Annotated in this window: 22 protein-coding genes; 5 read left to right on the top strand and 17 right to left on the bottom strand. The window is 70.0% G+C overall.

Translation table 11 applies throughout. The features are described 5' to 3' along the window. Nucleotides 1-220: 220 nt before the first annotated feature. From hydA to AC068B_RS38715, 5 genes are all read right to left on the bottom strand, one after another. A complete protein-coding gene (gene hydA, locus AC068B_RS38735; protein WP_478676157.1) occupies nucleotides 221-1,612 on the bottom strand; it encodes a dihydropyrimidinase in 1,392 nt (463 codons plus the stop codon). A 57-nt stretch (nucleotides 1,613-1,669) separates the two neighbouring features. Then, nucleotides 1,670-2,953 carry an aspartate aminotransferase family protein gene (locus AC068B_RS38730; protein WP_478676156.1) on the bottom strand — a complete coding sequence of 428 codons (1,284 nt, stop codon included), beginning with the start codon at nucleotides 2,951-2,953 and terminating at the stop codon, nucleotides 1,670-1,672. Then, nucleotides 2,950-3,792 carry a nitrilase-related carbon-nitrogen hydrolase gene (locus AC068B_RS38725; protein WP_478676155.1) on the bottom strand — a complete coding sequence of 281 codons (843 nt, stop codon included), beginning with the start codon at nucleotides 3,790-3,792 and terminating at the stop codon, nucleotides 2,950-2,952. Before AC068B_RS38725 ends, AC068B_RS38730 begins: the two co-directional genes overlap by 4 nt. A gap of 216 nt (nucleotides 3,793-4,008) precedes the next feature. Beyond that, the gene (locus AC068B_RS38720; RefSeq protein WP_478676154.1) at nucleotides 4,009-5,289 is read right to left on the bottom strand and encodes a hypothetical protein; all 1,281 of its coding nucleotides are present in this window, start codon (nucleotides 5,287-5,289) and stop codon (nucleotides 4,009-4,011) included. Between the two features lie 233 nt (nucleotides 5,290-5,522). Further along, nucleotides 5,523-5,774 (bottom strand): helix-turn-helix domain-containing protein, encoded by a 252-nt coding sequence (locus tag AC068B_RS38715; RefSeq protein ID WP_478676153.1) that lies wholly within the window; start codon nucleotides 5,772-5,774, stop codon nucleotides 5,523-5,525. A 62-nt stretch (nucleotides 5,775-5,836) separates the two neighbouring features. Between AC068B_RS38715 and map the strand changes: the two genes are divergently transcribed. Both map and AC068B_RS38705 read left to right on the top strand, forming a co-directional pair. After that, a complete protein-coding gene (map, locus tag AC068B_RS38710) occupies nucleotides 5,837-6,604 on the top strand; it encodes a type I methionyl aminopeptidase (RefSeq protein ID WP_478676152.1) in 768 nt (255 codons plus the stop codon). 46 nt (nucleotides 6,605-6,650) lie between these two features. Next, the gene (locus AC068B_RS38705) at nucleotides 6,651-8,525 is read left to right on the top strand and encodes a WD40 repeat domain-containing protein (protein ID WP_478676151.1); all 1,875 of its coding nucleotides are present in this window, start codon (nucleotides 6,651-6,653) and stop codon (nucleotides 8,523-8,525) included. A 56-nt stretch (nucleotides 8,526-8,581) separates the two neighbouring features. Here AC068B_RS38705 and ggt read toward each other — a convergent pair whose 3' ends face one another. Beyond that, nucleotides 8,582-10,411 carry a gamma-glutamyltransferase gene (gene ggt / locus AC068B_RS38700; RefSeq protein WP_478676150.1) on the bottom strand — a complete coding sequence of 610 codons (1,830 nt, stop codon included), beginning with the start codon at nucleotides 10,409-10,411 and terminating at the stop codon, nucleotides 8,582-8,584. Nucleotides 10,412-10,515: 104 nt separating this feature from the next. Between ggt and AC068B_RS38695 the strand changes: the two genes are divergently transcribed. The 3 genes from AC068B_RS38695 (at nucleotide 10,516) to AC068B_RS38685 (ending at nucleotide 14,332) form a co-directional block, all read left to right on the top strand. Continuing rightward, nucleotides 10,516-11,271: a hypothetical protein gene (locus AC068B_RS38695; protein WP_478676149.1), complete on the top strand. Its 756-nt coding sequence runs from the start codon at nucleotides 10,516-10,518 to the stop codon at nucleotides 11,269-11,271. Between the two features lie 134 nt (nucleotides 11,272-11,405). After that, the gene (locus tag AC068B_RS38690) at nucleotides 11,406-12,593 is read left to right on the top strand and encodes a L,D-transpeptidase (protein WP_478676148.1); all 1,188 of its coding nucleotides are present in this window, start codon (nucleotides 11,406-11,408) and stop codon (nucleotides 12,591-12,593) included. A gap of 116 nt (nucleotides 12,594-12,709) precedes the next feature. Continuing rightward, on the top strand, nucleotides 12,710-14,332 hold the full coding sequence (locus AC068B_RS38685; RefSeq protein ID WP_478676147.1) for a CocE/NonD family hydrolase: 1,623 nt from the start codon (nucleotides 12,710-12,712) through the stop codon (nucleotides 14,330-14,332). A gap of 37 nt (nucleotides 14,333-14,369) precedes the next feature. On the opposite strand, the gene AC068B_RS38680 is transcribed toward AC068B_RS38685, so the two are convergent. From AC068B_RS38680 to AC068B_RS38630, 11 genes are all read right to left on the bottom strand, one after another. After that, nucleotides 14,370-15,239: an amino acid ABC transporter permease gene (locus AC068B_RS38680; protein ID WP_478676146.1), complete on the bottom strand. Its 870-nt coding sequence runs from the start codon at nucleotides 15,237-15,239 to the stop codon at nucleotides 14,370-14,372. Further along, nucleotides 15,236-15,880: an amino acid ABC transporter permease gene (locus AC068B_RS38675; protein ID WP_478676145.1), complete on the bottom strand. Its 645-nt coding sequence runs from the start codon at nucleotides 15,878-15,880 to the stop codon at nucleotides 15,236-15,238. Before AC068B_RS38675 ends, AC068B_RS38680 begins: the two co-directional genes overlap by 4 nt. A 9-nt stretch (nucleotides 15,881-15,889) precedes the next feature. After that, nucleotides 15,890-16,801 (bottom strand): glutamate ABC transporter substrate-binding protein, encoded by a 912-nt coding sequence (locus AC068B_RS38670; RefSeq protein ID WP_478676144.1) that lies wholly within the window; start codon nucleotides 16,799-16,801, stop codon nucleotides 15,890-15,892. 15 nt (nucleotides 16,802-16,816) lie between these two features. Next, a complete protein-coding gene (locus AC068B_RS38665) occupies nucleotides 16,817-17,560 on the bottom strand; it encodes an amino acid ABC transporter ATP-binding protein (protein WP_478676143.1) in 744 nt (247 codons plus the stop codon). A gap of 114 nt (nucleotides 17,561-17,674) precedes the next feature. Next, nucleotides 17,675-18,118, bottom strand: coding sequence for a DUF6278 family protein (locus AC068B_RS38660; RefSeq protein WP_478676142.1), 444 nt, complete (start codon nucleotides 18,116-18,118; stop codon nucleotides 17,675-17,677). Nucleotides 18,119-18,190: 72 nt separating this feature from the next. Further along, nucleotides 18,191-19,477 carry a PP2C family protein-serine/threonine phosphatase gene (locus AC068B_RS38655; RefSeq protein WP_478676141.1) on the bottom strand — a complete coding sequence of 429 codons (1,287 nt, stop codon included), beginning with the start codon at nucleotides 19,475-19,477 and terminating at the stop codon, nucleotides 18,191-18,193. Beyond that, nucleotides 19,474-20,484, bottom strand: a complete 1,011-nt coding sequence (locus tag AC068B_RS38650; protein WP_478676140.1) for a SpoIIE family protein phosphatase — start codon at nucleotides 20,482-20,484, stop codon at nucleotides 19,474-19,476. The genes AC068B_RS38655 and AC068B_RS38650 overlap by 4 nt, the downstream gene beginning before the upstream one ends. Then, the gene (locus AC068B_RS38645) at nucleotides 20,481-20,960 is read right to left on the bottom strand and encodes an anti-sigma regulatory factor (protein ID WP_478676139.1); all 480 of its coding nucleotides are present in this window, start codon (nucleotides 20,958-20,960) and stop codon (nucleotides 20,481-20,483) included. The genes AC068B_RS38650 and AC068B_RS38645 overlap by 4 nt, the downstream gene beginning before the upstream one ends. Continuing rightward, complete coding sequence (locus AC068B_RS38640; RefSeq protein ID WP_466145966.1) at nucleotides 20,944-21,339, bottom strand: STAS domain-containing protein; 396 nt, start codon at nucleotides 21,337-21,339, stop codon at nucleotides 20,944-20,946. Before AC068B_RS38640 ends, AC068B_RS38645 begins: the two co-directional genes overlap by 17 nt. Before the next feature lie 8 nt (nucleotides 21,340-21,347). Further along, nucleotides 21,348-22,229, bottom strand: coding sequence for an STAS domain-containing protein (locus AC068B_RS38635; RefSeq protein WP_478676138.1), 882 nt, complete (start codon nucleotides 22,227-22,229; stop codon nucleotides 21,348-21,350). Nucleotides 22,230-22,413: 184 nt separating this feature from the next. Then, complete coding sequence (locus tag AC068B_RS38630; RefSeq protein ID WP_478676137.1) at nucleotides 22,414-22,914, bottom strand: MarR family winged helix-turn-helix transcriptional regulator; 501 nt, start codon at nucleotides 22,912-22,914, stop codon at nucleotides 22,414-22,416. Between the last annotated feature and the right edge of the window lie 21 nt (nucleotides 22,915-22,935).

Below are 22,935 nucleotides of genomic sequence, written 5' to 3'. Positions count from 1 at the left end.
GCGGCTACGGCACTCAACCCACGGCCTCACGGCGGTTTTTGGGCAGAGTCGGCGTGCAGAAATAGTGACACGGGTGGCGCCTTCGAGCCAAGTGCCACCCGAAGTGACCCGGGTCACATCGAATGAAGTCGCCCCAAGGTCACGGACGTTGTAAAGGGCGAGGCCCGCACACCGCGGTCCTCGCCCCTGAACTCCTGCCGTTCGGCAGGAACATCGCAGCTCACACGTACTGGCAGATCCCCCGCCGCAGGAACGACCCGTGGCCCGCACGCCCTGCGTACACGCGGTTGTCGACCACCGGGACACCGCGGGACAGCACCGTCTCCACGCGCCCCGTCACCCGCTTTCCTTCGTAGGCCGAGTAGTCCACGTTCATGTGGTGCGTCTGCGCCGACATGATCTGCTCGGCGTGCGGGTCGTAGATGACGATGTCGGCGTCGGCCCCAGGCGCGATCGTGCCCTTCCTCGGATACAGGCCGAACATCCGGGCCGGTGTCGCGCAGGCGACCTCGATCCAGCGGCGACGGCTGATGTGCCCGTCGACGACGGCCTGGTGGAGCAGGTCCATGCGGTTCTCGACGCCCGGCATGCCGTTCGGGATCTTCGAGAAGTCCTCGCGGCCCATCTCCTTCTGCCCCTTGAAGCAGAACGGGCAGTGGTCCGTGGAGACCACCTGGAGGTCGTTCGTGCGCAGCCCGCGCCACAGCACCGCCTGGTGCTCCTTCGGGCGCAGCGGGGTCGAGCAGACGTACTTCGCGCCCTCGAAGTCCGGCTCCGCCAGGTTGTCGGTCGACAGGAAGAGGTACTGCGGACACGTCTCGCCGAAGACCGGGAGGCCGTCGTCCCGCGCCCGGGTCAGTTCGGCGACGGCCTCCTGGGCCGACACGTGCACCACGTACAGCGGGGCGCCCGCCACCTGGCTGAGCCGGATCACCCGGTGCGTCGCCTCCGCCTCAAGGAGCGCCTTGCGGACCTCGCCGTGGTAGCGCGGATCCCGCTCGCCGCGCGCCAGCGCCTGCTCCACCAGGACGTCGATGGCGAGGCCGTTCTCCGCGTGCGCCATCACCAGGCCGCCGTTGGAGCCCGCGCGCTGCATCGCCCTCAGGATCTGCCCGTCGTCGGAGAAGAAGACGCCGGGGTAGGCGGTGAACAGCTTGAACGAGGTGATCCCGGACGCGACGAGCGTGTCCATCTCCTTGAGCGAGGACTCGTTCACATCGGACATGATCATGTGGAAGCCGTAGTCGACCGCGCACTTCCCGGCCGCCTTCTCGTGCCACGTGTCGAGCCCCTGCGCGAGCGTGCCGCCCTTGGGCTGGATCGCGAAGTCGATGATGGTGGTCGTGCCGCCCCAGGCCGCGGCGCGGGTGCCGGTCTCGAAGGTGTCCGCGGCGAGGGTGCCGCCGAAGGGCATCTCCATGTGCGTGTGTGCGTCGACGCCGCCCGGGATCACGTACTTCCCGGACGCGTCGATCACGTGGTCGGCCGTCCAGCCGTGGCTTTCACGGGTGGCCAGCGCCGCGACGCGGCCGTCCTCCACCAGTACGTCGACGGGCAGTTCGTCGGAGGCCGTGATGACCAGGCCGCCGGTGATCAGAGTGCGGTTGCTCATGTGGTGCGCTCCCTTTCCTGCGATCCTGCGCGGGCCGTGCGTACGGGGAGGAGGGCCCTAGGCGCTCTGCAGGGCCCGTCCGAGGATCGCGGCGCCCTCCTCCGCCTCCGCGACGGTCAGCGAGAGCGGTGGGGCCACGCGCAGCACGCTGGTGTCGTGCCCGCCGCCCTTGCCGATGAGCAGTCCGCCCTCGCGGGCCGCTTCGAGCACGGCCGCGGCCGCCTGTGGGTTCGGCCTGCCGGTGCCGGGCTCGACCAGTTCGATGCCGATCATCAGGCCGCGGCCGCGCACCTCGCGCACGACGGGCAGTTGGGCGCAGAGCGCGCGCAGCCGCTCGATGAGGAGCCCGCCGACGCGCCGCGCGTTGCCCTGGAGGTCGTGCTCCAGGAGGTACGTGAGGTTGGCGAGGCCTGCCGCCATGGTGACCGGGGAGCCGCCGAAGGTCGAGATGGAGTTGGCGTCGAGGGAGTTCATGACCTCGGCGCGGGCCACGACGCCGCCGATCGACATGCCGTTGCCGATGCCCTTGGCGAAGGTCAGGATGTCCGGCGAGCCGTTCTCCGCGTGGGCCTGCCAGCCCCAGAAGTGTTCGCCGGTGCGGCCCCAGCCGGTCTGCACCTCGTCGGCGATCCACAGGATGCCGTGCTCGTCCAGGACCTCCTTGAAGGCCGCGTACAGACCGTCGGGCGGCGAGGTGAAGCCGCCGACGCCCTGGATCGGCTCGGCGATCAGCGCGGCCACTCCCCCGCGGCCCTGCCCGAGCATGTCCCGCAGGTCGGCGACGCAGGCCGCGGTGAACTCGGCGTCGCTCAGCTCCGCGTACGGTCCGCGGCTGCGGCCGCCCCCGTGGACGTACAGCGTCTGGAGCGGCGAGAGGCTGGTCGGCGACCACGACTGGTTGCCGGTGATGCCGACGGTCGTGAAGGACCTGCCGTGGTAGCTGTTGCGCATCGCCAGGATCTGGTTCGAGCGGCGGTGGGCGGTGGCGAGCAGCAGGGCCGCGTCGTTGGCCTCGGTGCCCGATGTGGTGAAGAAGACGCGGGCGTCGGGGATTCCCGACAGCGCCGCGATCCGCTCGGCGAGTTCGACCATCGGGCGGTTGAGGTAGAGCGTCGAGGAGTGGATGATCCGGCCCGCCTGCTCGCTCACCGCCTTGGTGACCTCGGGCAGGGCGTGGGCCGTCATGGTGGTGAGGATGCCGCCGAAGAAGTCGAGGTACTTCGTGCCGTCGGCGCCCCAGACGTGACGGCCCTCCCCGTGCGTGAGCTCCATGGGCCGCTCGTAGTAGAGCGCGAGCCAGTCGGGCAGCACGGCCCGGTGGCGGTCGTACAGATCGGTCACGGCTGCACCAGCCCTTCGTAGGCGTCGGGACGGCGGTCGCGGTAGAACGCCCACTGCTGGCGTACTTCCTCGATGAGGCCGAAGTCGAGGTCCCTGACGATGAGTTCTTCGGCCTTGTCGCTCGCGGGCTCGCCGACGAACTGGCCGCGCGGATCGACGAAGTACGAGGTTCCGTAGAAGTCGTTGTCGCCGTACTCCTCCTGGCCGACGCGGTTGATCGCGGCGATGAAGTATTCGTTGGCGACGGCGGCCGCGGGCTGTTCGAGCTGCCAGAGGTAGGCGGAGAGGCCGCGCGAGGTGGCGGATGGGTTGTAGACGATCTGGGCGCCGTTCAGGCCCAACTGCCGCCAGCCCTCGGGGAAGTGGCGGTCGTAGCAGATGTAGACGCCGACCTTGCCGACCGCGGTGTCGAAGACGGGCCAGCCCAGGTTCCCCGGCTTGAAGTAGTACTTCTCCCAGAAGCCCTTGACCTGGGGGATGTGGTGTTTGCGGTACTTGCCGAGGTAGCTGCCGTCGGCGTCGATGACGGCGGCGGTGTTGAAGTAGAAGCCGGACTGCTCGACCTCGAAGACGGGGACGACGATCACCATGCCGGTCTCGCGCGCGAGTTCCTGCATCCGGGTGACGGTGGGCCCGTCCGGCACGGGCTCGGCCCACCGGTAGTGCTCGGTCTCCTGGACCTGGCAGAAGTAGGGGGCGTTGAAGACTTCCTGGAAGCCGATCACCTTCGCGCCCTGTCGGGCCGCCTCGCGGGCGTGTTCCTCATGCTTGGCGATCATGGATTCGGTGTCGCCTGTCCAGGTCGCCTGGACCAGTGCGGCGCGTACGACGTTGGCCATGAGCTGCTCCTTCGTATGCCCTTGAGAGGACGTCAGAGAGCCTCTACGCACGTAGATCTGCTGCGTGGATTAGGAGAACGTAAGCCTCCTCCGAGGGGCGGAGCAAGACCATCGTCGTCAACCGGCGGAGTCGATCATGTTTCGCACCCGAGCGGGCGAGAAACGGGCGCAAAGCGGCAGCGGCCGGGCCGTGGAGCCGATGCGGGGCGGTCCGGGTCAGGCGCTGAATCCGGCGACGCGCAGGGCGTGCACCAGATCCCAGTGGTGCTCCTCGGAGACTCCGCGTGCCGTCTCCAGGAGCAGGGGTATGAGCCGACGGGGGTCGGTGTGTGCGCAGCGGGCCACGTCCTCGGGGGTGCGGACGCGGAGATAGGAGTCGAGGAGGGCGCGGGCCTCGCGCTCCCGGCCCGCGTCGATCAGCGCGATGATCGCCTCGGCGATCTCCGGCGCGGGGCGCGCGACACCCTGCCGCAGCAGCTTCCTGCAGTCGTCGGCGCGGCCGGACCCGGCCAGCGAGTCCGCGAGCGCGACGAGCCGGTCCGGCGGCAGCGACGCGGCCTCCCACAGCAGGGTCGCCCAGTCCGCGGCGAGACCCGCGCGGTGCAGCTCGGCGGCGAACCCCGGCAGCCGGTCCGCGGGCCAGCCCGCGGCCTCCACGAGCACCCCGTGCGCCTCGCCGCTGCGGCCCTCGCCGCGCAGCCGGACGAGCTCCCGCACGGCGTCGGACGTGGTGGGGGCCGCGGGCTCGTCGGCGGGGCCCCGGGGAGCTTCCGGTACGGGGTCGGGGGCGGGCTCGTAGCCTCCCTGCCCGAATGCGCCTCCCCCACCGAATGCGCCAGCCCCGCCGAACCCGTCGCCGTCGAACCTGTCGCGCAGGGCCTCCGCGGCGGGCGCCGCGTCCTGTCGGGGTACGCGCAGTTCGTCGTCCAGCGCCGGAAACGGGGCGGGGGCCGGATCCGGGGCGGCGGAGTCACCAGGGAACACCCCGAAGCCGTCGCCCGAAGCCGCCGTGCCGAGGTCGACCCACGACGGGCGGTCCGCCTCGACGAGGCGGTCCATCCGCTCCTGGATCTCGACGCAGCGGGCCGTCGCGCGGTCGTGGTCGTCGCGCACCCAGGCGAGATCGAGATTGATGCGGTCCACGTCCTCGGCGTCGACCGCCGCGCTCAGCTGGCGCGTGAGATCGGCCTGCCGCTCCAGGGCGATCCGCTGCTCCGTGAGCATCATGTCGAGCCGGTCACTGAGGAGACCGTGGCCGCCGGGCCTGGCGTCGTACGCGGCGATCGAGGCCCGGTGCAGCGCGCGTGCCGTGTCCGTCTCGCGCTCGGCCTCCGGGATGCCGCGGTCCGCCGCGAGGTCGTGGAGCAGCGCCTGCACGACGTCCCAGGGCGGCACCTCTGCGCCGTCCAGGCAGGCCCGCATGCCGTCCGGATCCCGCTGCCAGAACACGCCGCACCAGCCTGCCGCCTGGTCGAGCCGACCCAGCAGATCCCTCAAGTATCTCGCGAACTCCCTGACCTGATCCGGGAGTTGTCCCACTGCCATCTGACCAGCACCGTCCCGTGAAGCCTGGAGTCTTCCGGTCGGGAAGATAACACCAGACGTGTTACGGGACGACTACATGCAGTTTTCGGCGGGCATTACGGGCCGATTCGGACCACTCGGACGACTCGGCATCCGGCCGGTTCGAGCCACCGCCCAGGTGTCAACAACGCTCGTGATCAATACACCTAGACCACGACCAGCTCGCACCGGACCACCAGCTCGTCCAGCGAGAGCCCCAGCACGGACGCCAGCGCCGCCACCGTGAACAGCGCGGGCGTCGGCGCGCGCCCCGTCTCGATCTTCCGCAGCGTCTCCGCCGACAGGCCCGCCTCCGCGGCGACCGAGACCATGCTCCGATCCGCTCGGGCCTCCCGGAGGAGCACTCCGAGACGTTCGCCGCGCTCACGCTCTTCTGGGGTCAAAGGAGTCCGCACCATGCGCCCATCCTAACCGATCCCCATTAGAATACCGGCATTGAAATACCGGTATAGTAATTGGCATGGTGGAACTCAAGACAGCACAATCGATCGACGCGATGCGTGAAGCGGGCCGCATCGTGGCGCAGGCCCTCACCGCCGCCCGCGAGGCCGCGGCCGTCGGCGTCTCCCTGCTCGACCTGGACGGGGTGGCGCACGACGTCCTCCGCGAGGCGGGCGCCTCCTCCCCCTTCCTCGGTTACCGCCCGCACTTCGCCCCCGTCCCCTTCCCCGCCGTCCTCTGCGCCTCGGTCAACGAGGCGATCGTCCACGGCATCCCGACCGCCTACCGCCTGCGCGACGGCGACCTCGTCTCCCTGGACTTCGGCGCCGAGCTCGCGGGCTGGGTCGGCGACTCGGCGATCAGCTTCACCGTCGGCACCGCGCGCCCCGAGGACACCCGCCTGATCGGGACGGCGGAGCGCGCCCTCGATGCGGGCATCGCGGCGGCGGTCGTCGGCAACCGCATCGGCGACATCGCCCACGCCATCGGCACCGTCTGCCGCGCGGCGGGGTACGGCATCCCGGAGGGGTTCGGCGGCCACGGCATCGGCCGCAGCATGCACGAGGATCCCGGCGTCCCGAACGAGGGCCGCCCCGGCCGCGGCATGCCCCTGCGCCCCGGCATGGCCATCGCCATCGAGCCGATGGTGATCGCGGGCGGCGGCGACGGATACCACCCCGCCCCGGACGGCTGGACGCTGCGCACGAACGACGGCAGCCGCGCCGCGCACGCCGAGCACACCGTCGCGATCACCGAGGACGGTCCCAGGATCCTCACGGCACTGTGACCTCGCGGGGACACTCCCCGACGTAGATCATCCGTACGATTCTCCGGTGACACGAGAGATCATTGACTACGGACAGTTCGCGGAACGGCTGCGGGTGCAGCAACAGGGCCGCCCCCGCTGGGAGTTGCTCCACGCGGTGCAGCAGGAGTGGGGTTACGAGGACCCGGGCGGCGAGCCCGGGCACTCCCGGTGGGGCGGCGAGAACCGCACCGACGGCATCGACTGGACGCTGCCCGTCCCGCAGGCCCTGAACGAGTGGTGGGACTCCCCGCTCAACTCGTTCGCCTTCAAGCCGCGCCTGTACTGGGTCCACACCCAGTGGCCGCCGACGATCTCGGACCTCGAACTGCCCCCGGACAGCACCCTCGTGGCTCCGGGCGACGACCGACGCGTCTGCGTCTTCATGTCGGAGTACCACTACAGCCACGCGTGGGGCTATCTCGCCGCCGAGGCCGAACTGCCCGACCCGCGCGTCGTCGTGAGCATCGGCGGCGAGTGGGTCGTGCAGAGCAGGTCGCTCTCGGAGTTCCTGATGCAGCTGGCCTTCGAGCGGATGCCCGCGCACTACGGCTGGACCCTGCGGGTGCCCAGGACGGTCGTCGACGCCGACCCGGAGATCGTCCGGCGCCTGACCGCCTCGTACCGTGAACTCGGCCTGCTGCCCTGGCAGGAGATGGGGACCGACGCACTGTCGTACGGCGCCCCCGACGCGGTCGTGCGGCACGGGCGCGGGCCGGGCGCCGACTTCGCGATCGTCATCAACGCCCGTACGCGCGAGGCGCTCGTCGCCGTCGCCGAGACCCTCGGCGTCGACTGGTCCGGCGACAAGGCGATCAGCCCGCCCTCCGAGGTGCCCGCGCCCCTGGAGGACCTCGGACCTGTCACCCTGGCGGCGGGCGAAGCCGATCCCCGGGGACGCTGGACCGTCCTGATGCGCGGCCACATCGCAGCGCCCGCGGTGCCCGGCGCCGCCGCCGCGCTCGTCCCCGCGCCGGGCGCCCTGCGGTCGGTCGCCTCCAACCGGAGCGGCACGACCCTCGTGGCGGGTGACGTGGACGGCTCCGTGCACGTCCTGGAGACCGACGACGAGTCCCCCGAGACGATCACCCTGACGCTGCACCGCGCCCCGGTCACCGCGCTCGCCTGCCTCGAACTGGCCAACGGCAAGCGCCTCGTGCTGAGCGGCGACGAGCACGGCGTGATCCGCTACTGGAACACCCGCCGCAAGCCGATGCGCATCCCCTTCGACCGCCGCGCCACGCCCGTCCGCTCCCTCGCCGTCGCCCAGTTGGAGACCGGCCCGGCGCTCGCCGCCGCGTGGGCCGACGGCCTGGTCCGCATCTGGGACCTGGGCTCCGACGCGGTGGCCGGTCTGCGCCTTGGCACCGGCATCAGGTTCCTCGGGCTCGACGCGGACGGCACCCTGCGCGTCACCGACGGGGAGGGCACCTCCACGCTCGCCCTGGACCTGGCGAAGCTGTGGCCGCACCGCGACCTCCAGCTGCGCCTGGACGGCGTCGACTGGGGGTCCCTGTGGACCGCCCGCGGGCCCGGCCACATGATCCCGGAGCTGATCGGCAAGGTCTCCTCGGACGACAAGAAGACGGCCATGGACGCGGTCCACGACCTCTACCGGCTCCTGGTCTCCAAGGAGGCCGCCTCGACGGCCGCGGTCCCCGCCATCCCGTTCCTGGTCGACCTGATGACGGACCCGGACAACAAGTCCCGCAACACCCTGCTGCTGCTCATCGCGGACCTCGCCGACGTGCGCCAGGCCCGCGGCGGCCGGGGCGACGCCCAGCTGGCCGCCGTCCGCGCGGCGCTGCCCGCCCTGCGGCATCTGCACGACGACCCGGATTCGCCGATCCGCTGGGCCGCGAACGAGCTGGAACAGAACTGCGCGGCGTCGCCCGCCTCATAGTTCCGGCTTCGCTGCCGGGGGCCGCATCCACACATGGTGCGGCCCCCGGCCCGTCCTCACTTCTCGGGGCTCACCACCATGGCCGAGCCGCCGCCCCGGCGGACCTTCTCCGCCGCCGCGAGCCACTTGCCGCCCGGCAGCCGCTGCACGCCCGTCGCCGCGCCGATCTCCGGGTTCTGCTTGAAGGAGTGCCCGATCGACTCCAGCGAACCCTTCAACGGGCTGTTCCAGAGCTCCGGTTCGAGCTCGGTCTGCGCGGCGTTGCGCTGGCTCGCGCGCGGCGCCGCGATCGCGTCGACCAGCGGAAGGCCGCGGTCGACGAAGCCCGTCAGGGTCTGCAGGACGGTCGTGATGATGGTCGCGCCGCCCGGCGAGCCGAGGGCCACCACCGGCTTGCCGTGCTTCAGCACGATCGTCGGGGCGATCGAGGAGCGCGGCCGCTTGCCGGGCCCCGGCAGGTTCGGGTCGTGCACCGCCGGATCGGCGGGGGCGAAGGAGAAGTCGGTGAGCTCGTTGTTGAGCAGGAAGCCGCGGCCCGGGACCGTGATGCCGCTGCCGCCCGTCGACTCGATGGTGAGGGTGTACGCCACGACGTTGCCCCACTTGTCGGCGGCCGTGAGGTGCGTGGTGTTCTCGCCCTCGTACGTCGTCGGGGCCGCCTCGTCGCCCTCGCCGCACTTCTCGGGGTGGCGCGGGTCACCGGGCGCGAGGGGGCTCTTGAGGACGGCCGTGTCCTTGATCAGGCACTCCCGCGAGTCGGCGAACCGCTGCGAGAGGAGTTCCTTCGTCGGTACGTCCTCGAAGGCGGGGTCGCCCACCCAGCGCCCGCGGTCGGCGAACGCGATGCGGCTGGCCTCGATGTAGCGGTGCAGGTACTTCGCCTTCGACGCCTTGGAGAGGTCGGTGCGCTCCAGGATGTTGAGCGCCTCGCCGACGGTCGTGCCGCCGGAGGAGGAGGGCGCCATGGAGTACACGTCGAGCCCGCGGTAGGAGGCCTTGGTGGGGGCCTGGCGCTTGACCGCGTACGCCCTGAGGTCCTTGAGGGAGAGATCGCCAGGCCGCACCTTCCGGTCCGCCGCCGGGTCGACCGGCGGCTTGTTCACCGTCCGCACGAACTCCTCGGCGAGGTCTCCCCGGTACAGCTCCTCGACGCCCTTGCGGCCCAGCTCCTGGTAGGTGCGCGCCAGGTCCGGGTTCTTGAACGTCGAGCCGACCTCCGGCAGCTTGCCGCCGGGCAGGAACAGCTTCGCGCTGGCGGGGAAGTCCTTGAACCGCTTCTCGTTCGACTCGGTCTGCGAGCGGAAGGTCGGGTCGACCGTGAATCCGTCGCGCGCGAGGCGCTCGGCGGGCTTCAGCAGGCTGCGCAGGCTCTTGCTGCCCCAGGTGTCCAGCGCCGACTGCCAGGTGGCGGGCGTGCCGGGGGTGCCGACGCCGAGGCCGCTGGTGACCGCGTCGGCGAAGGGGATCGGCTTGCCGTTCTCCAGGAAGAGCCCGGAGTCGGCGGTGCGCGGGGCCGTCTCACGGCCGTCGATGGTGCTGACCTTGTGGGTCTTCGCGTTGTAGTGCACGAAGTAGCCGCCACCGCCGACACCGGCCGAGTACGGCTCGGTGACGCCGAGTGCGGCGGCGGTGGCGACGGCCGCGTCCACCGCGTTGCCGCCCTTCTTGAGGACCTCGATACCGGCCGCCGAGGCGTCCGGGTCGACGCTGGCGACGGCGCCGCCGTGGCCGACGGCGACCGGCACCTTGTCGGGGGTCCTGCCCGCCGGGTGGGCGGACGCCGGTTCCGCTGAGCGCGTAGGCGAAGGGGGCGCGGCCGCACCGACCGACACCAATACCCCTCCGACCGCCAATAGCGTCAGATTCCGTACGACAGCGCGACGCATTCGTACCTCCAGTCAACAACCGTCTGCGCAGCGTAACTTCGAGTCGCCCACCGCGTCAGGACCTCTTCGAACACGGGTCCGGCGGCCCGCTAGCATGCGCCCCCATGACTGAAGACGTGCGCAACCTCGTCCTCGGCCTGATCGCGGTCGGCATCAGTGCCGTCCTTGGCTGGCTCGCCCGCAGCTACGTGTGGAAGCGCAGGCTCCGCCGCAAGCAGGCCTTCTTCGGGCTGCCCGAGAACTCCGAGTCGCTGCTGGTGGTGAACCGCGACGCGGGCGGCCCCGAGCTGACCGTGGTGCGCCAGGACGTGTTCGCGCTCATCGAGCTGGCCGCGGTGATCAAGGAGTGCGGGGCGCACGCCCAGGTCGTCGCGCACGATGCGGCCCAGCAGGGCTTCGGCGAGCGCACCGAATTCTGCGTGGGCAGCCCGGTGGCCAATCGCCGCATGGCCGCGCACATGCACTCCCTGCTGCCCGGCGTCCGGGTGAACACGGAACCGGAGCCGATCCCCGACCGCGGCGCCTTCCAGATCGGCAGCGAGCGCTACCGCCTGGAGGCCGGTCTCACGGAGTACGTGCTCCTCGCCCGCCTCACCGCCGACCAGGGCCAGGAGGCGAGACCCGTCTTCCTCTTCTGCGGCCAGCGCGCGGTCACCAGCCAGGCGGCCACCCGCTATCTCGCCCGCCACCACGAGAAGCTCGCCCGCAAGCACGGCAACAACTCCTTCGTCCTGCTCCTGAAGGTCGTCAATTCACAGGCGTACGGACCCGATGTCGTCGAGCTCGTCGCGGATGTGACGCGCGCCGCCCAGACCCCGATCCCCACCCCGTCGGCCCGGAACTCCCATCGCGCCAAGTGACACCGCGCTCACCGTGCGCCGACACCTACGGGGCTCTTCTGTGACCTAGCAGGCAATTTCCGCACATCGGGCAACCTGAAGGCGCCTTCAGGACTCTCTCCGTGCAGTTCCACATTCGCACGGAGGTACGTTCCTTGACCCCCCAGAGCTCCACGAGCCGCCGACGCCCCCTTCGCACCCGCCACGCGGCGACCGCGGGCCTTGCGGTGCTCGCCGCCGCCCTGACCGCCTGCTCGGGCGGCGGCAGCGGCTCGTCCGCCGCCGAGGCCGCCGAGAAGCCGGAGATCAAGGTGAACCTCTCCGGACAGCAGGCCGCGGCGGGCAAGCCCGTCAAGGTCAGCCTGGCCGACGGCAAGCTGAAGAAGGTCACGGTCGCCGACGACAAGGGCACCGCGCTGCCCGGCAAGGTGTCGGCCAACGGCACCACCTGGACCTCGGAGCGCAAGGCGGCGCCCGGCACCGCCTACAAGGTCGAGGCGACCACCGCCGAGGGTGGCAGCGCGAAGTCGTCCTTCAAGACGGCCGCGCCCGACAAGGTCAACAAGGTGACCCTCGCCCCGGGCAAGAACACCACGGTCGGTGTCGCCCAGCCCCTGTCGATCACCTTCGACAACCCGGTCCGCAACAAGGCCGAGGTCGAGAAGCACCTGAAGGTGAGCACCTCGAACAACACCGAGGGCTCCTGGGGCTGGATCAAGAACTACGACGGCAAGGACCGCGTCGACTGGCGGCCCAAGGAGTACTGGAAGTCCGGCACGAAGGTGAAGCTGGACGCCCAGCTCAACGGCATCGACTCGGGCGGCGACGACTGGTTCGTGCGCGACTACGCGACCGACTTCACCGTGGGCAGGAACCAGGTCGTCAAGGTGAACCTGGACAGCAAGACCGCGACGCTCACGCGCGACGGCAAGACCCTGAAGTCGCTGCCGATGTCGGCGGGCACCCCGGGCGGCGACAAGGCGTCCTGGGGCGGCACCTCGGTCCTGATGTCGAAGGAGGGCACGATCAACATGCGCTCCGAGACCGTCGGCCTCGGCGACGCCTACGACAAGATGGTCGACTACTCGATGCGGCTCACCTGGTCGGGCATGTACGCGCACGCGGCCCCCTGGAACGCCTCGTACTTCGGCAACACCAACCACAGCTCCGGCTGCGTGGGCATGAGCGACGGCGACGCGGGCTGGCTCTACCACCAGGCCCAGATAGGCGACCCCTTCGAGGTCACCGGCAGTGGCTCGAAGGGCAACCCGGACCCGGGCAACGGCTACGGCGAGTGGAACATCTCCTGGTCGGACTGGCAGGAGAAGAGCGCACTGAAGTAACCGTGCACGCTTCAACGATCGTTACCGGGGCGTAACTTACCGACGGGTTACCCCCGGTAAAGGTTCGCGGTTACCGTCGGGTCACTTTGCACTTTCAACGAGTGAGGAAGTGACCCGTGAGCCACTCGCACCCGCACCGCGTCCTGCGCACGACCACCGTGGGCGCCGTCTCGGCCACCCTCGTCGCCGGGGCCGCCTTCGGTCTGGCCCCGGCGGCGCAGGCGGCACCCGCCGCCGGGCCGCGGGCCGCGAGCACCACCGACGCACGCTCCACCGACGTGCGCTTCGTCGACATCCCCGGGGACGGCGGCACGGTCCTCAAGGCCAACGTCTTCACCCCGAAGGGCGCGAAGCCCGGCACCGCCACGACGTATCCCGCCATCGTGCTGCCCACCAGCTGGGCCATGCCCCAGATCGAGTACGTCGCCCAGGCCCAGAAGCTCGCCGACTCCGGCTACGTCGTGGTCAGTTACAACTCGCGCGGCTTCTGGCAGTCCGGCGGCAAGATCGAGACCGCGGGCCCCGAGGACATCGCGGACGCCTCCAAGGTCATCGACTGGACCCTGGAGAACACCCCCGCCGACCCGGAGAAGGTCGGCATGGCGGGCGTCTCCTACGGCGCGGGCATCAGCCTGCTGGCCGCCGGGCACGACAAGCGGATCAAGGCCGTCGCCGCGATGAGCGGCTGGGGCGACCTGATCGACTCGATCTACAGCGGCCGCACCCAGCACTTCCAGGCCGCCGCCCTGCTCGGCGGCGCGGGCGCGCTCACGGGCCGCCCGAGCGCCGAGCTCCAGCAGACCCTCAAGGACTTCCTCGGGTCCAACCTGGACAAGGAGGACGAGATGATCGCGTGGGGCAAGAAGCGCTCCCCCGCGACCTACCTCGACCGGATCAACGAGAACGGCGCGGCCATCATGCTCGGCAACGCCTGGGGCGACACGCTCTTCCCGCCCAACCAGTACGCGAAGTTCTACGAGCGCCTGACCGGCCCCAAGCGCCTTGAGTTCCGTCCTGGCGACCACGCGACGGCGGAGGCGACGGGCCTGCTCGGCCTGCCCAACGACACCTGGACCTCCACCCAGCGCTGGTTCGACCGCTATCTCAAGGGCCAGGACAACGGCATCGACAAGGAGCAGCCGGTCCAGCTCAAGTCCCGATCGACGGGCGGCTACGAGGGCTACCCGGACTGGAAGTCGGTCGGCCCCACCCGCAAGAAGATCGCCATGGCGGGCTCCACCACGATCCGCACGAACGTCGACTCGGGCGCCAACGGCGGCATCGCCATCCTGTCGAACGCCCTGGACCAGTTCTTCAAGCTCCCGCCGATGGCCTCGATGCCGCTGCTGCCGCGGCGTTACGCGGGCGTCTGGCAGTCCGAGCGGTACGACGCACCGCAGCAGGTGCGCGGGACGGCGAAGCTGCACACCACGCTCTCCAGCACCAAGGAGAGCGGCACCCTCGTCGCGTACCTCTACGACGTGGGCCCGCTCGGCCTCGGCAAGCTGGTCAGCAACGCGCCGTACACCTTCCACGGCAAGACACCCGGCAAGCCGTTCGGCGTGGACCTGGAGTTGTTCTCCACGGCCTACGACGTACCGGCAGGGCACAGGCTCGCCCTGGTCGTCGACACGGTCGACCCGCTCTACATCGAGCACAACCCGTCCGGCGCGCAGCTGACCTTCTCCTCGCCGGAGACGGACCCGTCATACGTGTCCGTTCCCCTGCGCAAGCAGTGATCACCGGCTGCTGCCGGGTGGGCATGGGCCCTGCGAGCTACTGCGTACCCGGCAGCAGCGTCCCTGGTTCGGCCGGGGCCACATCCGCGGCCTCGGTCTTGGGGTTGCGCCGCTGCCGTTTCGACACCCACTGGGCGAACCACGACAGCAACATGCACATCCCGATGTAGATCGGTGAGATCACCATGACAACGGGGATGAAGGGCAAATCGTAGTCGAGGTTCGACGCGATGAGCTTCCCGGCGTGGAGGAACTCCTCGTAGGTGATCAGATATCCGAGCGAGGTGTCCTTCAGGGCCACCACCAACTGGCTGATGATGGCGGGCAACATGGCCCGCACGGCCTGCGGTACGAGGACGTGTCCCATGACCTGTGTCTTGCGCATTCCGAGCGCGTAGGCCGCCTCCCGCTGCCCCCTCTCGACGGAGTTGACGCCGGATCGGAAGACCTCGGCGAGTACGGAGCCGTTGTAGAGCGTGAGTCCGGCCACCAGCGCGGGCAGCGGCTGCACCTTCAGCGCCACGAAGACGAAGAAGATCATCACGAGCACCGGCATCGCCCGGAAGAACTCCACGACGAGCGTGGCGAGCCAGCGCACGGGCCGGTGGTCGGAGAGCCGCCCCATCGCGAGCAGTCCGCCGAGCGCGAGCGCGAGGACCGCGGAGATCGCGAAGGCCTTGAGCGTGTTGCCGAGGCCGCGCAGGAGGAGCTCCTGGATGCCCTTGTACTCGAAGGGCGTCCACTTGGTGGACGTGAACTGGTCGGTGTCGAACAGCAGGTACAGGATCCACCCGATGAGTGCGAGCACGATGAGGGTGGAGATCAGCCCGTACAGCTTGTGCCGACGCACGGTCTTGGGGCCGGGGATGTCGTAGAGGGCGGTCGAATCGTGGGAGAGGGCTTTCATCGGGCGACTCCCCAGCGCTTCTCGAGGACATTGAAGATCGCGCTGATGGCGAGGGTGATGACGAGGTAGCCGAGGGCGATCCAGACGAACGTCCAGATGATGTTGTAGCCCAGCTCGCTGAGCGTCTTGTACGTGCCGAGCAGCTCGGTGACGCTGAACGCGCCCGCGATCGCCGAGTTCTTGGCGAGCGCGATGAGGTTGGAGCCGACCGGCGCGATGACGGACCGGAAGGCCTGCGGCAGCACGACCATCGACAGGGTCTGGCCGAAGCTCATGCCGAGGCTCCTGGCCGCCTCGCCCTGCCCCTTGGGCACGGTGTTGATGCCCGACCTGAGCGCCTCGCAGATGAAGGCGGAGGTGTAGCAGCCGAGGGCGAGCACCGCGAACACCTTGAAGGGCAGCACGAGCCCGAAGCGCGGCAGCCCGAGCAGCACCGCGAAGAAGAGCAGCGTCAGCGGGGTGTTGCGCAGGACCGTGACCCACACCGTGCCGAACGCCCGGAAGGAGCCGACGGGCGCCACGCGGAACGACGCCATGACGAAGCCGAGGACGAGGGCCAGGAGCGAGGCGTAGACGGTGAGTTCGACGGTGCCGAGGAAGCCCTTGCCAAACGTGGAGAAGTTGTCTGTCAGTACGTCCACGACGCCTCCTCAGCTCGTCGGGTAGCGGTCGATGGCGGGTGGCTTCGGCGCCGGGACCCCGGAGAGGCCGAGAGTGGCGTCGTAGGCCTTCTTCCAGTCGCCGTTCTTCTCCCGGGCGGCGAGTGCGTCGTCGACGGCGAACCTGAGGGCGTTGTCGCCCCGGGGCACGCCGATGCCGTACGGCTCCTCGGAGAACGGCTTGCCGACCACCTTGAGTTCGTCGGGCACCTTGGCCGCGTAGCCGATCAGGATCGCGTCGTCGGTGGTGACGGCGTCGACCTGATAGGTCAGCAGGTTGTCGACGCAGATCGAGTAGGTGTCGTAGGCGACGAGGGTGGCCTTCGAGTAGTCCTGCTGGATCCGCTGGTACGGGGTGGATCCGGCGGCCGAGCAGACGCGTTTGCCCGCCAGGTCCTGCGGGCCCTTGATGTCCTCCTCGTCGGAGCGCACCAGCAGGCCCTGTCCCGCCATGTAGTAGGGGCCGCCGAAGCCGACGAGCTTCTTGCGGTTGTCGTTGATGGTGTAGGTGCCGACGTAGTAGTCGATCTGCCCGTTCTGCAGGGCGGTTTCGCGGTTGGCCGACGCGATGGTCTTGTACTCGATCTTCTTGGGGTCAAGGCCGAGCGAGGCCGAGACCATCTTGGCGATCTCGATGTCGAAGCCCGAGTAGGCGCCGCTCGCCGGGTCCTTCTCGCCCAGATAGGGCTGGTCCTCCTTGGCGCCGACCACGAAGCGGCCGCGGTTCTTCGCCTTCTTCCAGGTCCCCGAATCGGGCAGTTGGAAGTCGGCCGCCACCTGGTACTTCGGCAGCTCCTCGGCCGAGGGGCCCTTGGTGGGCGGGCTGCCTTCCTTGCCGCACGCGGCGGCGGCGCAGGCCGCGAGCGCAAGCGCGGCGAGCAGGCGTGTGGTGTGTCGCTTCACGAGCACGTCCCCCCGTCAGTGCTTGAGGATCTTGGAGAGGAAGTCCTTGGCGCGCTCGCTCTCCGGGCGGGTGAAGAAGTCCTCGGGGGTGCGGTCCTCGACGATGCGGCCGTCGGCCATGAAGACCACGCGGTTGGCGGCGGAGCGGGCGAAGCCCATCTCGTGGGTGACGACGACCATGGTCATGCCCTCCCGCGCGAGCTGCTGCATGACTTCGAGGACCTCGTTGATCATCTCGGGGTCGAGGGCCGAGGTCGGCTCGTCGAAGAGGAGCGCCTTGGGGTCCATGGCGAGCGCACGGGCGATGGCCACGCGCTGCTGCTGGCCGCCGGAGAGCTGCGCCGGGTACTTCTCGGCGTGCGCGGACAGGCCCACGCGCTCCAGGAGTTCACGGGAGCGCTTCTCCGCCTCGTCCTTCTTGCGGCCCCGCACCTTCATCTGCGCCAGGGCGACGTTCTGGAGAACGGTCTTGTGCGCGAAGAGATTGAAGGACTGGAAGACCATGCCGACTTCGGCGCGGAGCCCGGCGAGCGCCTTCCCCTCATCCGGCAGCGGCCGCCCGTCGAGTCTGATCTCTCCCGACTGGATGGTCTCGAGCCGGTTGATCGTCCGGCACAGTGTTGATTTGCCCGACCCCGAAGGGCCGATGACCACGACCACCTCCCCCTTGCCGACGGTGAGGTTGACGTCCTGGAGGACGTGCAGCTCTCCGTAGTACTTGTTCACATCACGCAGCTCGATCAAAGGATCGACGGCCATGGCAAGACCTGCCCACTCTCAGCTGTGTTCGTCCGGGCAAACTATCCACGTGGAAACGGGACTTACTGGACGACACGCACTTATGGGCATTAACCGTATTTGAGGCAATTCGGGTTACGTCTCGGATGCCTCGGCATGGACCTGCGAAAGCTCGGGCGCTCCGTGCACCGCCCAGTCGAGTCCCGCCTCGACGACCTGGATGTCCCGCCCGGTCTTCAGCCGCACGACCGGACTGCCGCCGGGCCACACGTGCCAGGTCGCGCCCGGCACCGTCCGCACCACGACGGTGCCCAGATAGAGACCCGCGTCGTTGCCGAGCCACGGCAGCAGTTCGGGATCGTCGCGCCAGCGGGGCAGGAGCTGGTCGAGGGCCGCCAACGACGCGGGGGAATCGTCGAGTTCGAGCCCCGCGGCACTCGCCTGGGAGCGCAGCAGCTCACACTCGGAGAACAGAGCGGCGACGCCTTCCGGATCCTGCTCGAACACGGCCGCGAGCCCCTTGGCCCGGTCCGTCGCGGAGTGCCGCCTGCGCCAGTTGTCGAGGAACGGGATGTTCATGATCGGCCTCTCCGTGTCCCTTTTCCAAGAATGTATCTTGCATCAGTTGATCACGGAATCAGGCGAATCACCCTACTTCGGAGACTCCGGAGGCTGTCGGGGCCGCGGGTCCGGTCCCGTGCGCCGCACGGCGATCGCCAGGGTGTCGTCCCGGTGGAGCACCTCGCTCACCAGTTCCTCGGCGACCAGGCCGGGAATGCGCTCGGTCGGCTGTGCGCGGTGGCGGCACAGGGCGTCCTTGAGCCGGGCCTCACCCTCGCACGGGTCCCTGCGGCTCTCGGTGAGGCCGTCGGTGTAGAGCAGCAGCACGTCGTCGGGCTCCAGCCGTGTGGACAGGACGCGTTCGCTGCCGGGCAGGGGGAAACCGACGCCGCGCCCGCGCACCTCCAGATAGGTCGCGGTGCCGTCGCCGTGGGCGAGGAGGGCCGGCGGGTGACTGCCGTTGGCCAGGTCGAGCCGACCGTCCGCCGGGTTCAGCCGGGCCAGCAGCAGGGTGGCCATGACGCTCTGGTCGAAGGGCGTCAGGATGCCGTCGGTGCGGGCCACGATGCTCTCCAGCGGGTGGCCTTCGAGGGCGAGGGTGCGCACCGCGTGGGTGACGGTCAGCGCGGTGCGCGTACTGGCGATGCCGTGCCCGAGCGCGTCGACGACGGTGACGTGGACGGTGCCGTCCGGGAGGGTGAACCAGTCGTACAGGTCTCCGCCGGTCGGCGCCTCGTCGCTGGCCGGGGCGTAGTGCACCGCGAGCTCCACACCGGCGACGTGCAGCGGCCTGGGGCGCAGCGCGTCCTCAAGGGCGCGCAGGGTGCGTCCGTGCGCCGTGCGCAGTTGTTCGTCGCGCTCTTCGAGCTGTACGTACAGGGCAAGGACCCCGCTGTTGGTCTCGGCCAACTCGTCCTTGAGCCTGCGGTGCTCGTCGGCGAGGGCGTCGGCGCGGGCCAGCGCCGCGCGAAGCTCTTCCTCAAGCAGCGCGACGTCGGCGTCGCCGTTCCACGTCGCCGCGGCGGGCGTGGCCTGCGGACGGCTCGCGGGCTGCCCCGCGGGCAGGGGCAGGTGCCACACGACGGTGCCGTCGGACCGGGTCTGTGCGCGCAGCGGCAGGCGGTCCGTCGCCACCGCAGCGCCGGAGCCCTGGCGCGGCAGGCGCAGCGCGAGCGTCAGCAGGCGCACGCCGTCCTCGTCGGTGCCGCGCCCGCTCAGCAGGGTGACGGAACGGCCGCCGCCGAGGACCGGGGCGGCCACTTCGGTCAGTGACTGGACCAGCCGGGCCCGTTCGTCGGCGGGCAGCCGGTGTCCGAGGGCGATGCTTCGTACGGTGTGCCGCAGGGCCGCGAGCGTGCGGACGGTTTCGCGGGTCATCTCATTCCCAGGTGGGGGCCAAGAGCGAGGACGGTGGCATCGTCGCGGCGGCGCCGGTGCGTGTGGACCAGTGAGGCCGCGAGGAGCGCCGGGGGCAGGGCGAGGCGCGCGGCCGTGGGGGCGTAGGCCCACCGGTGGTCGATGCCGTCGGTGTGCAGGACGACGCTGGTGTGCTGAGGCAGGTCCACGAAGCGGCTCCTCGGCGTGGGCAGGGTGTATCCGACGATCCCCGCCTGCCCCGTGAGCTGGTGGTTGACGCCTTCGGATGACAGCGTCACTGCCCGGACGTTGCCGATTCCGCAGTACTCGGCGCGTCCGGCGGCGACGCGGAGGACGGCGACGGCGGCGCCGCGCGTGTGCCTCAGCGCCTTGTGCAGCGCGGTCAGGATGTCGGCCAGCGGGGCGTGGGGGTGGGCCAGGAAGGTGCGCTCGGCCCGCTGGGTCGCCGCGGCCGCCTCGGGTCCGTGGCCGAGGCCGTCGACGACCAACGCGGTGCGTACGCCGTCCTGTTCGGCGACGGCGTATCCGTCGCCGCTGGTCTGCTCCCCGTCGGCGGGCAGGCACAGTGCGCCCGTGGCGGCCGGGGAGCGTGGGGCCTCCGGCGGGGCCAGGCGGGCGTGGGCGAGCGTGCCGAGGCTCGCGTCGGAGCGGATGGCGAAGTCCGTGGCGATCCGGCGTGCGGCGCCGAGGCCCGCGCCCATCGTTCTGGTGGTGCTGTACCCGTCCCTGAGGCTCAGTCCGATGTCGGGCATGCCGGGTCCGCTGTCGACGGCGATGACGTCCATGCCGCCGACGAGGGGCGAACGCTGGACGAACAGGGCGCCGTTGCGGGCATGCTTGATGATGTTGCTGGCCAGCTCGCTCGCGAGGACGGCCGCCTGGTCGGGCAGCGCCCCTGGCATCTCACAGGCGGTCGCGAGGGAGCGGGCGTGGTCGGCGGCGCTCTGCACAGCGCTCGGGTGGTCTATGTCGATGTGCAGAGTCCGTGCCGTCGAGCCGGTGTTCACCGCCGTTCGTTCCAGCGCAGGGCCGTGATGGTGGTGCCGAGGCCCGGCGATGTCTGCACCTGGAACTCGTGCATGAGACGGCGGGCGCCGCCCAGGCCGTGTCCCAGTCCGGCACCGGTGGTGTATCCGTCGGCGAATGCCTGGTCGACGTCGGCGATGCCCGGTCCTTGGTCGCTCACCGCGAGGCGCAGCCCTTGCCGGTCGCCCTGCCGGACGGTCTCCAGGGACAGGGTGCCGCCCCCGCCGTGCACGTAGGCGTTGCGGGCCAGTTCGCTGGCGGCGGTGACGATGCGCGTCTGGTCCACGAGCCCGAAGCCCGCCCGCTGCGTCGCGTCCCGCACCGCGTGCCGCACCGTGAGCAGGTCCTCCTCCGAGCGGATGGCGTGGACGGCACGGACATCGCTTTCCGGGGCGCTTCCTGAACGCGTGGGGGCGGGCAGGGTGGTCGCCTTGTCGAGGTCACCGTAGAGGGACAACAGGGGCCCCCTTTGGGGGTTGAGGAGCCGGCTGCCAGCCCAACGCGATCATTCCCTGCTCCGCGTTGAGGGTGGTCTCCACACCGGACAGCTGAAGGCCCAGTTCCACCAGGGTGATGGCGACGGCCGGACGCATGCCGGCCACGATCACCCGGGCGCCGAGCAGCCGGGCCGTGGTGGTCAGTTCCATCAGCGTGCGGGCCACGAACGAGTCGATGATCTCGAGCCGTGAGATGTCGATGAGGATCGCCCGCGCACGGTCGGCGACGATGCGCTCGGTCAGCTCCTCGGTGAAGGCGATGGCCGCCTTGTCGTCGAGTTCGTTGAGCAGGCCCGTGACCAGGACGTCACCGAGGCGCAGGATCGGAACACCGCTCAAGCCGCCGTTCACCGCGCATCCGCGAGCGAGGCACGCTGAGTCGTGTGATCCGAGAGCAGCGGGATGGCGGCGGCGAGTGCGTCCGCCAGCGTCGCGCGCGTCAGGATGGCCGACAGGTCGATGCCGAGCTGCGCGATGATCTGGGCGATCGGCGGGCGGATGCCGCTGATCACACAGTCGGCGCCCATCAGCCGCACGGCGTTGACCGTCTGCATCAGGTGGTGTGCCACCGCGGTGTCCACCGTCGGCACACCGGTGATGTCGATGATCGCGACCTGCGCCTCGTCCCGCTCGATGGCCTCCAGCAGGTTCTCCATCACCACCTGTGTGCGGGTCGTGTCGAGCGTCCCGATCAGCGGCACGGCGAGCACGCGGTCCCACAGGCGCACCACCGGGGTGGACACTTCGAGGAGCTGGCGGCTCTGCCGCCGGATGATCTCCTCGCGCCCGTCCACGTAGATGTCGAAGGACAGGGCGCCCGCCGTGTCGAGCAGCCGGTTGATGAACAGCGCGGCGTGATAGAGCGCGGCCACGTCCCGCGTCTCCTGCTGGACCGCCTCCAACAGCGCTTCCTTGAGCGTCAGCACGGCCTGCGAGGTCGCCGTGGGGGTCGCGCCGCCTCTGGCCCGGCGCAGCGACAGATCCGTGACGCACTGGCGCAGCCCGGGGTGCTTGGCAACCACGTCCTGCACCGGGAGATCGGTTTCAAGACCGGCGAGCAGCGCGTCGACCAAGGAGTCGGCTTCTTCGTTCAGCTCGGCCTCGGTGACACCGGTCTCCAGGACCGCCTGTTCCGTCTGGAGCGCCACCCAACGGTCGGCCACCTTCTCCCCCTGCTCGCGCAGGGCGGCGCCGACGCGCAACCGGGCTTCGGACTCACTGGAGTTCATTCCATCCACCTTAGCAATTGTTGTCGCACGACAAATGTTAGCCGAGGCGTGCGATCTTCGAAGGCGGACGGCCAGGCTGTGTCGACTGCTGGACGTATGCGAGTACCTGGATGTGTCGGGAGTAAACCCACGCGCAGGGACGAACCGTCACCACACGCACCGCGCGGCCCGACCGGGCCGCGCTTCAAGCGGACTCGGCTGAGCCGTCGCGCGTCTGGGAACCCCCGGGAACGGTTTCCTCCACGGCCCGGTGAAAGCCGCTCAGCCCCTTCACCAGGGCGGTACGCTCCGCGGGCCGCATCGCCGAAATGGCGTCCAGCAACGCACTCTCCCGGCGGGCTCTCAGTTCGTTGAGGTAATTTTCTCCCCGACTCGACAAGCGCAGCTCGAGCTCGCGGCGGCTGGCTGAACTGAGGGATCGCTCAATGAAGCCCAGGGCATGAAGGCGGTCACACATACGACTCACCGAAGACGGCGCCGATCCCAGGGACTCACCCAGCGTCCGCAGATTGATGCCCTGAGCGCCGTCCAGGACGTAAAGCACCCGCAGCTGTGACGACGACACGGGTGCCGTCGGGGCGATGTCCCTGCCCCTGCTCCACAGCACCTCGAGCAATTCGATGACTTCCCGGGCAGCATGCGCGGCCGCATCCTGATCGACCCTGACGGAAGTTTCGGAGTTCATGCCCTCAACTGTGACACTTCG

This window comes from Streptomyces sp. NPDC042371, assembly GCF_056437465.1.
This window is presented reverse-complemented; position numbering and strand designations above follow the sequence as displayed.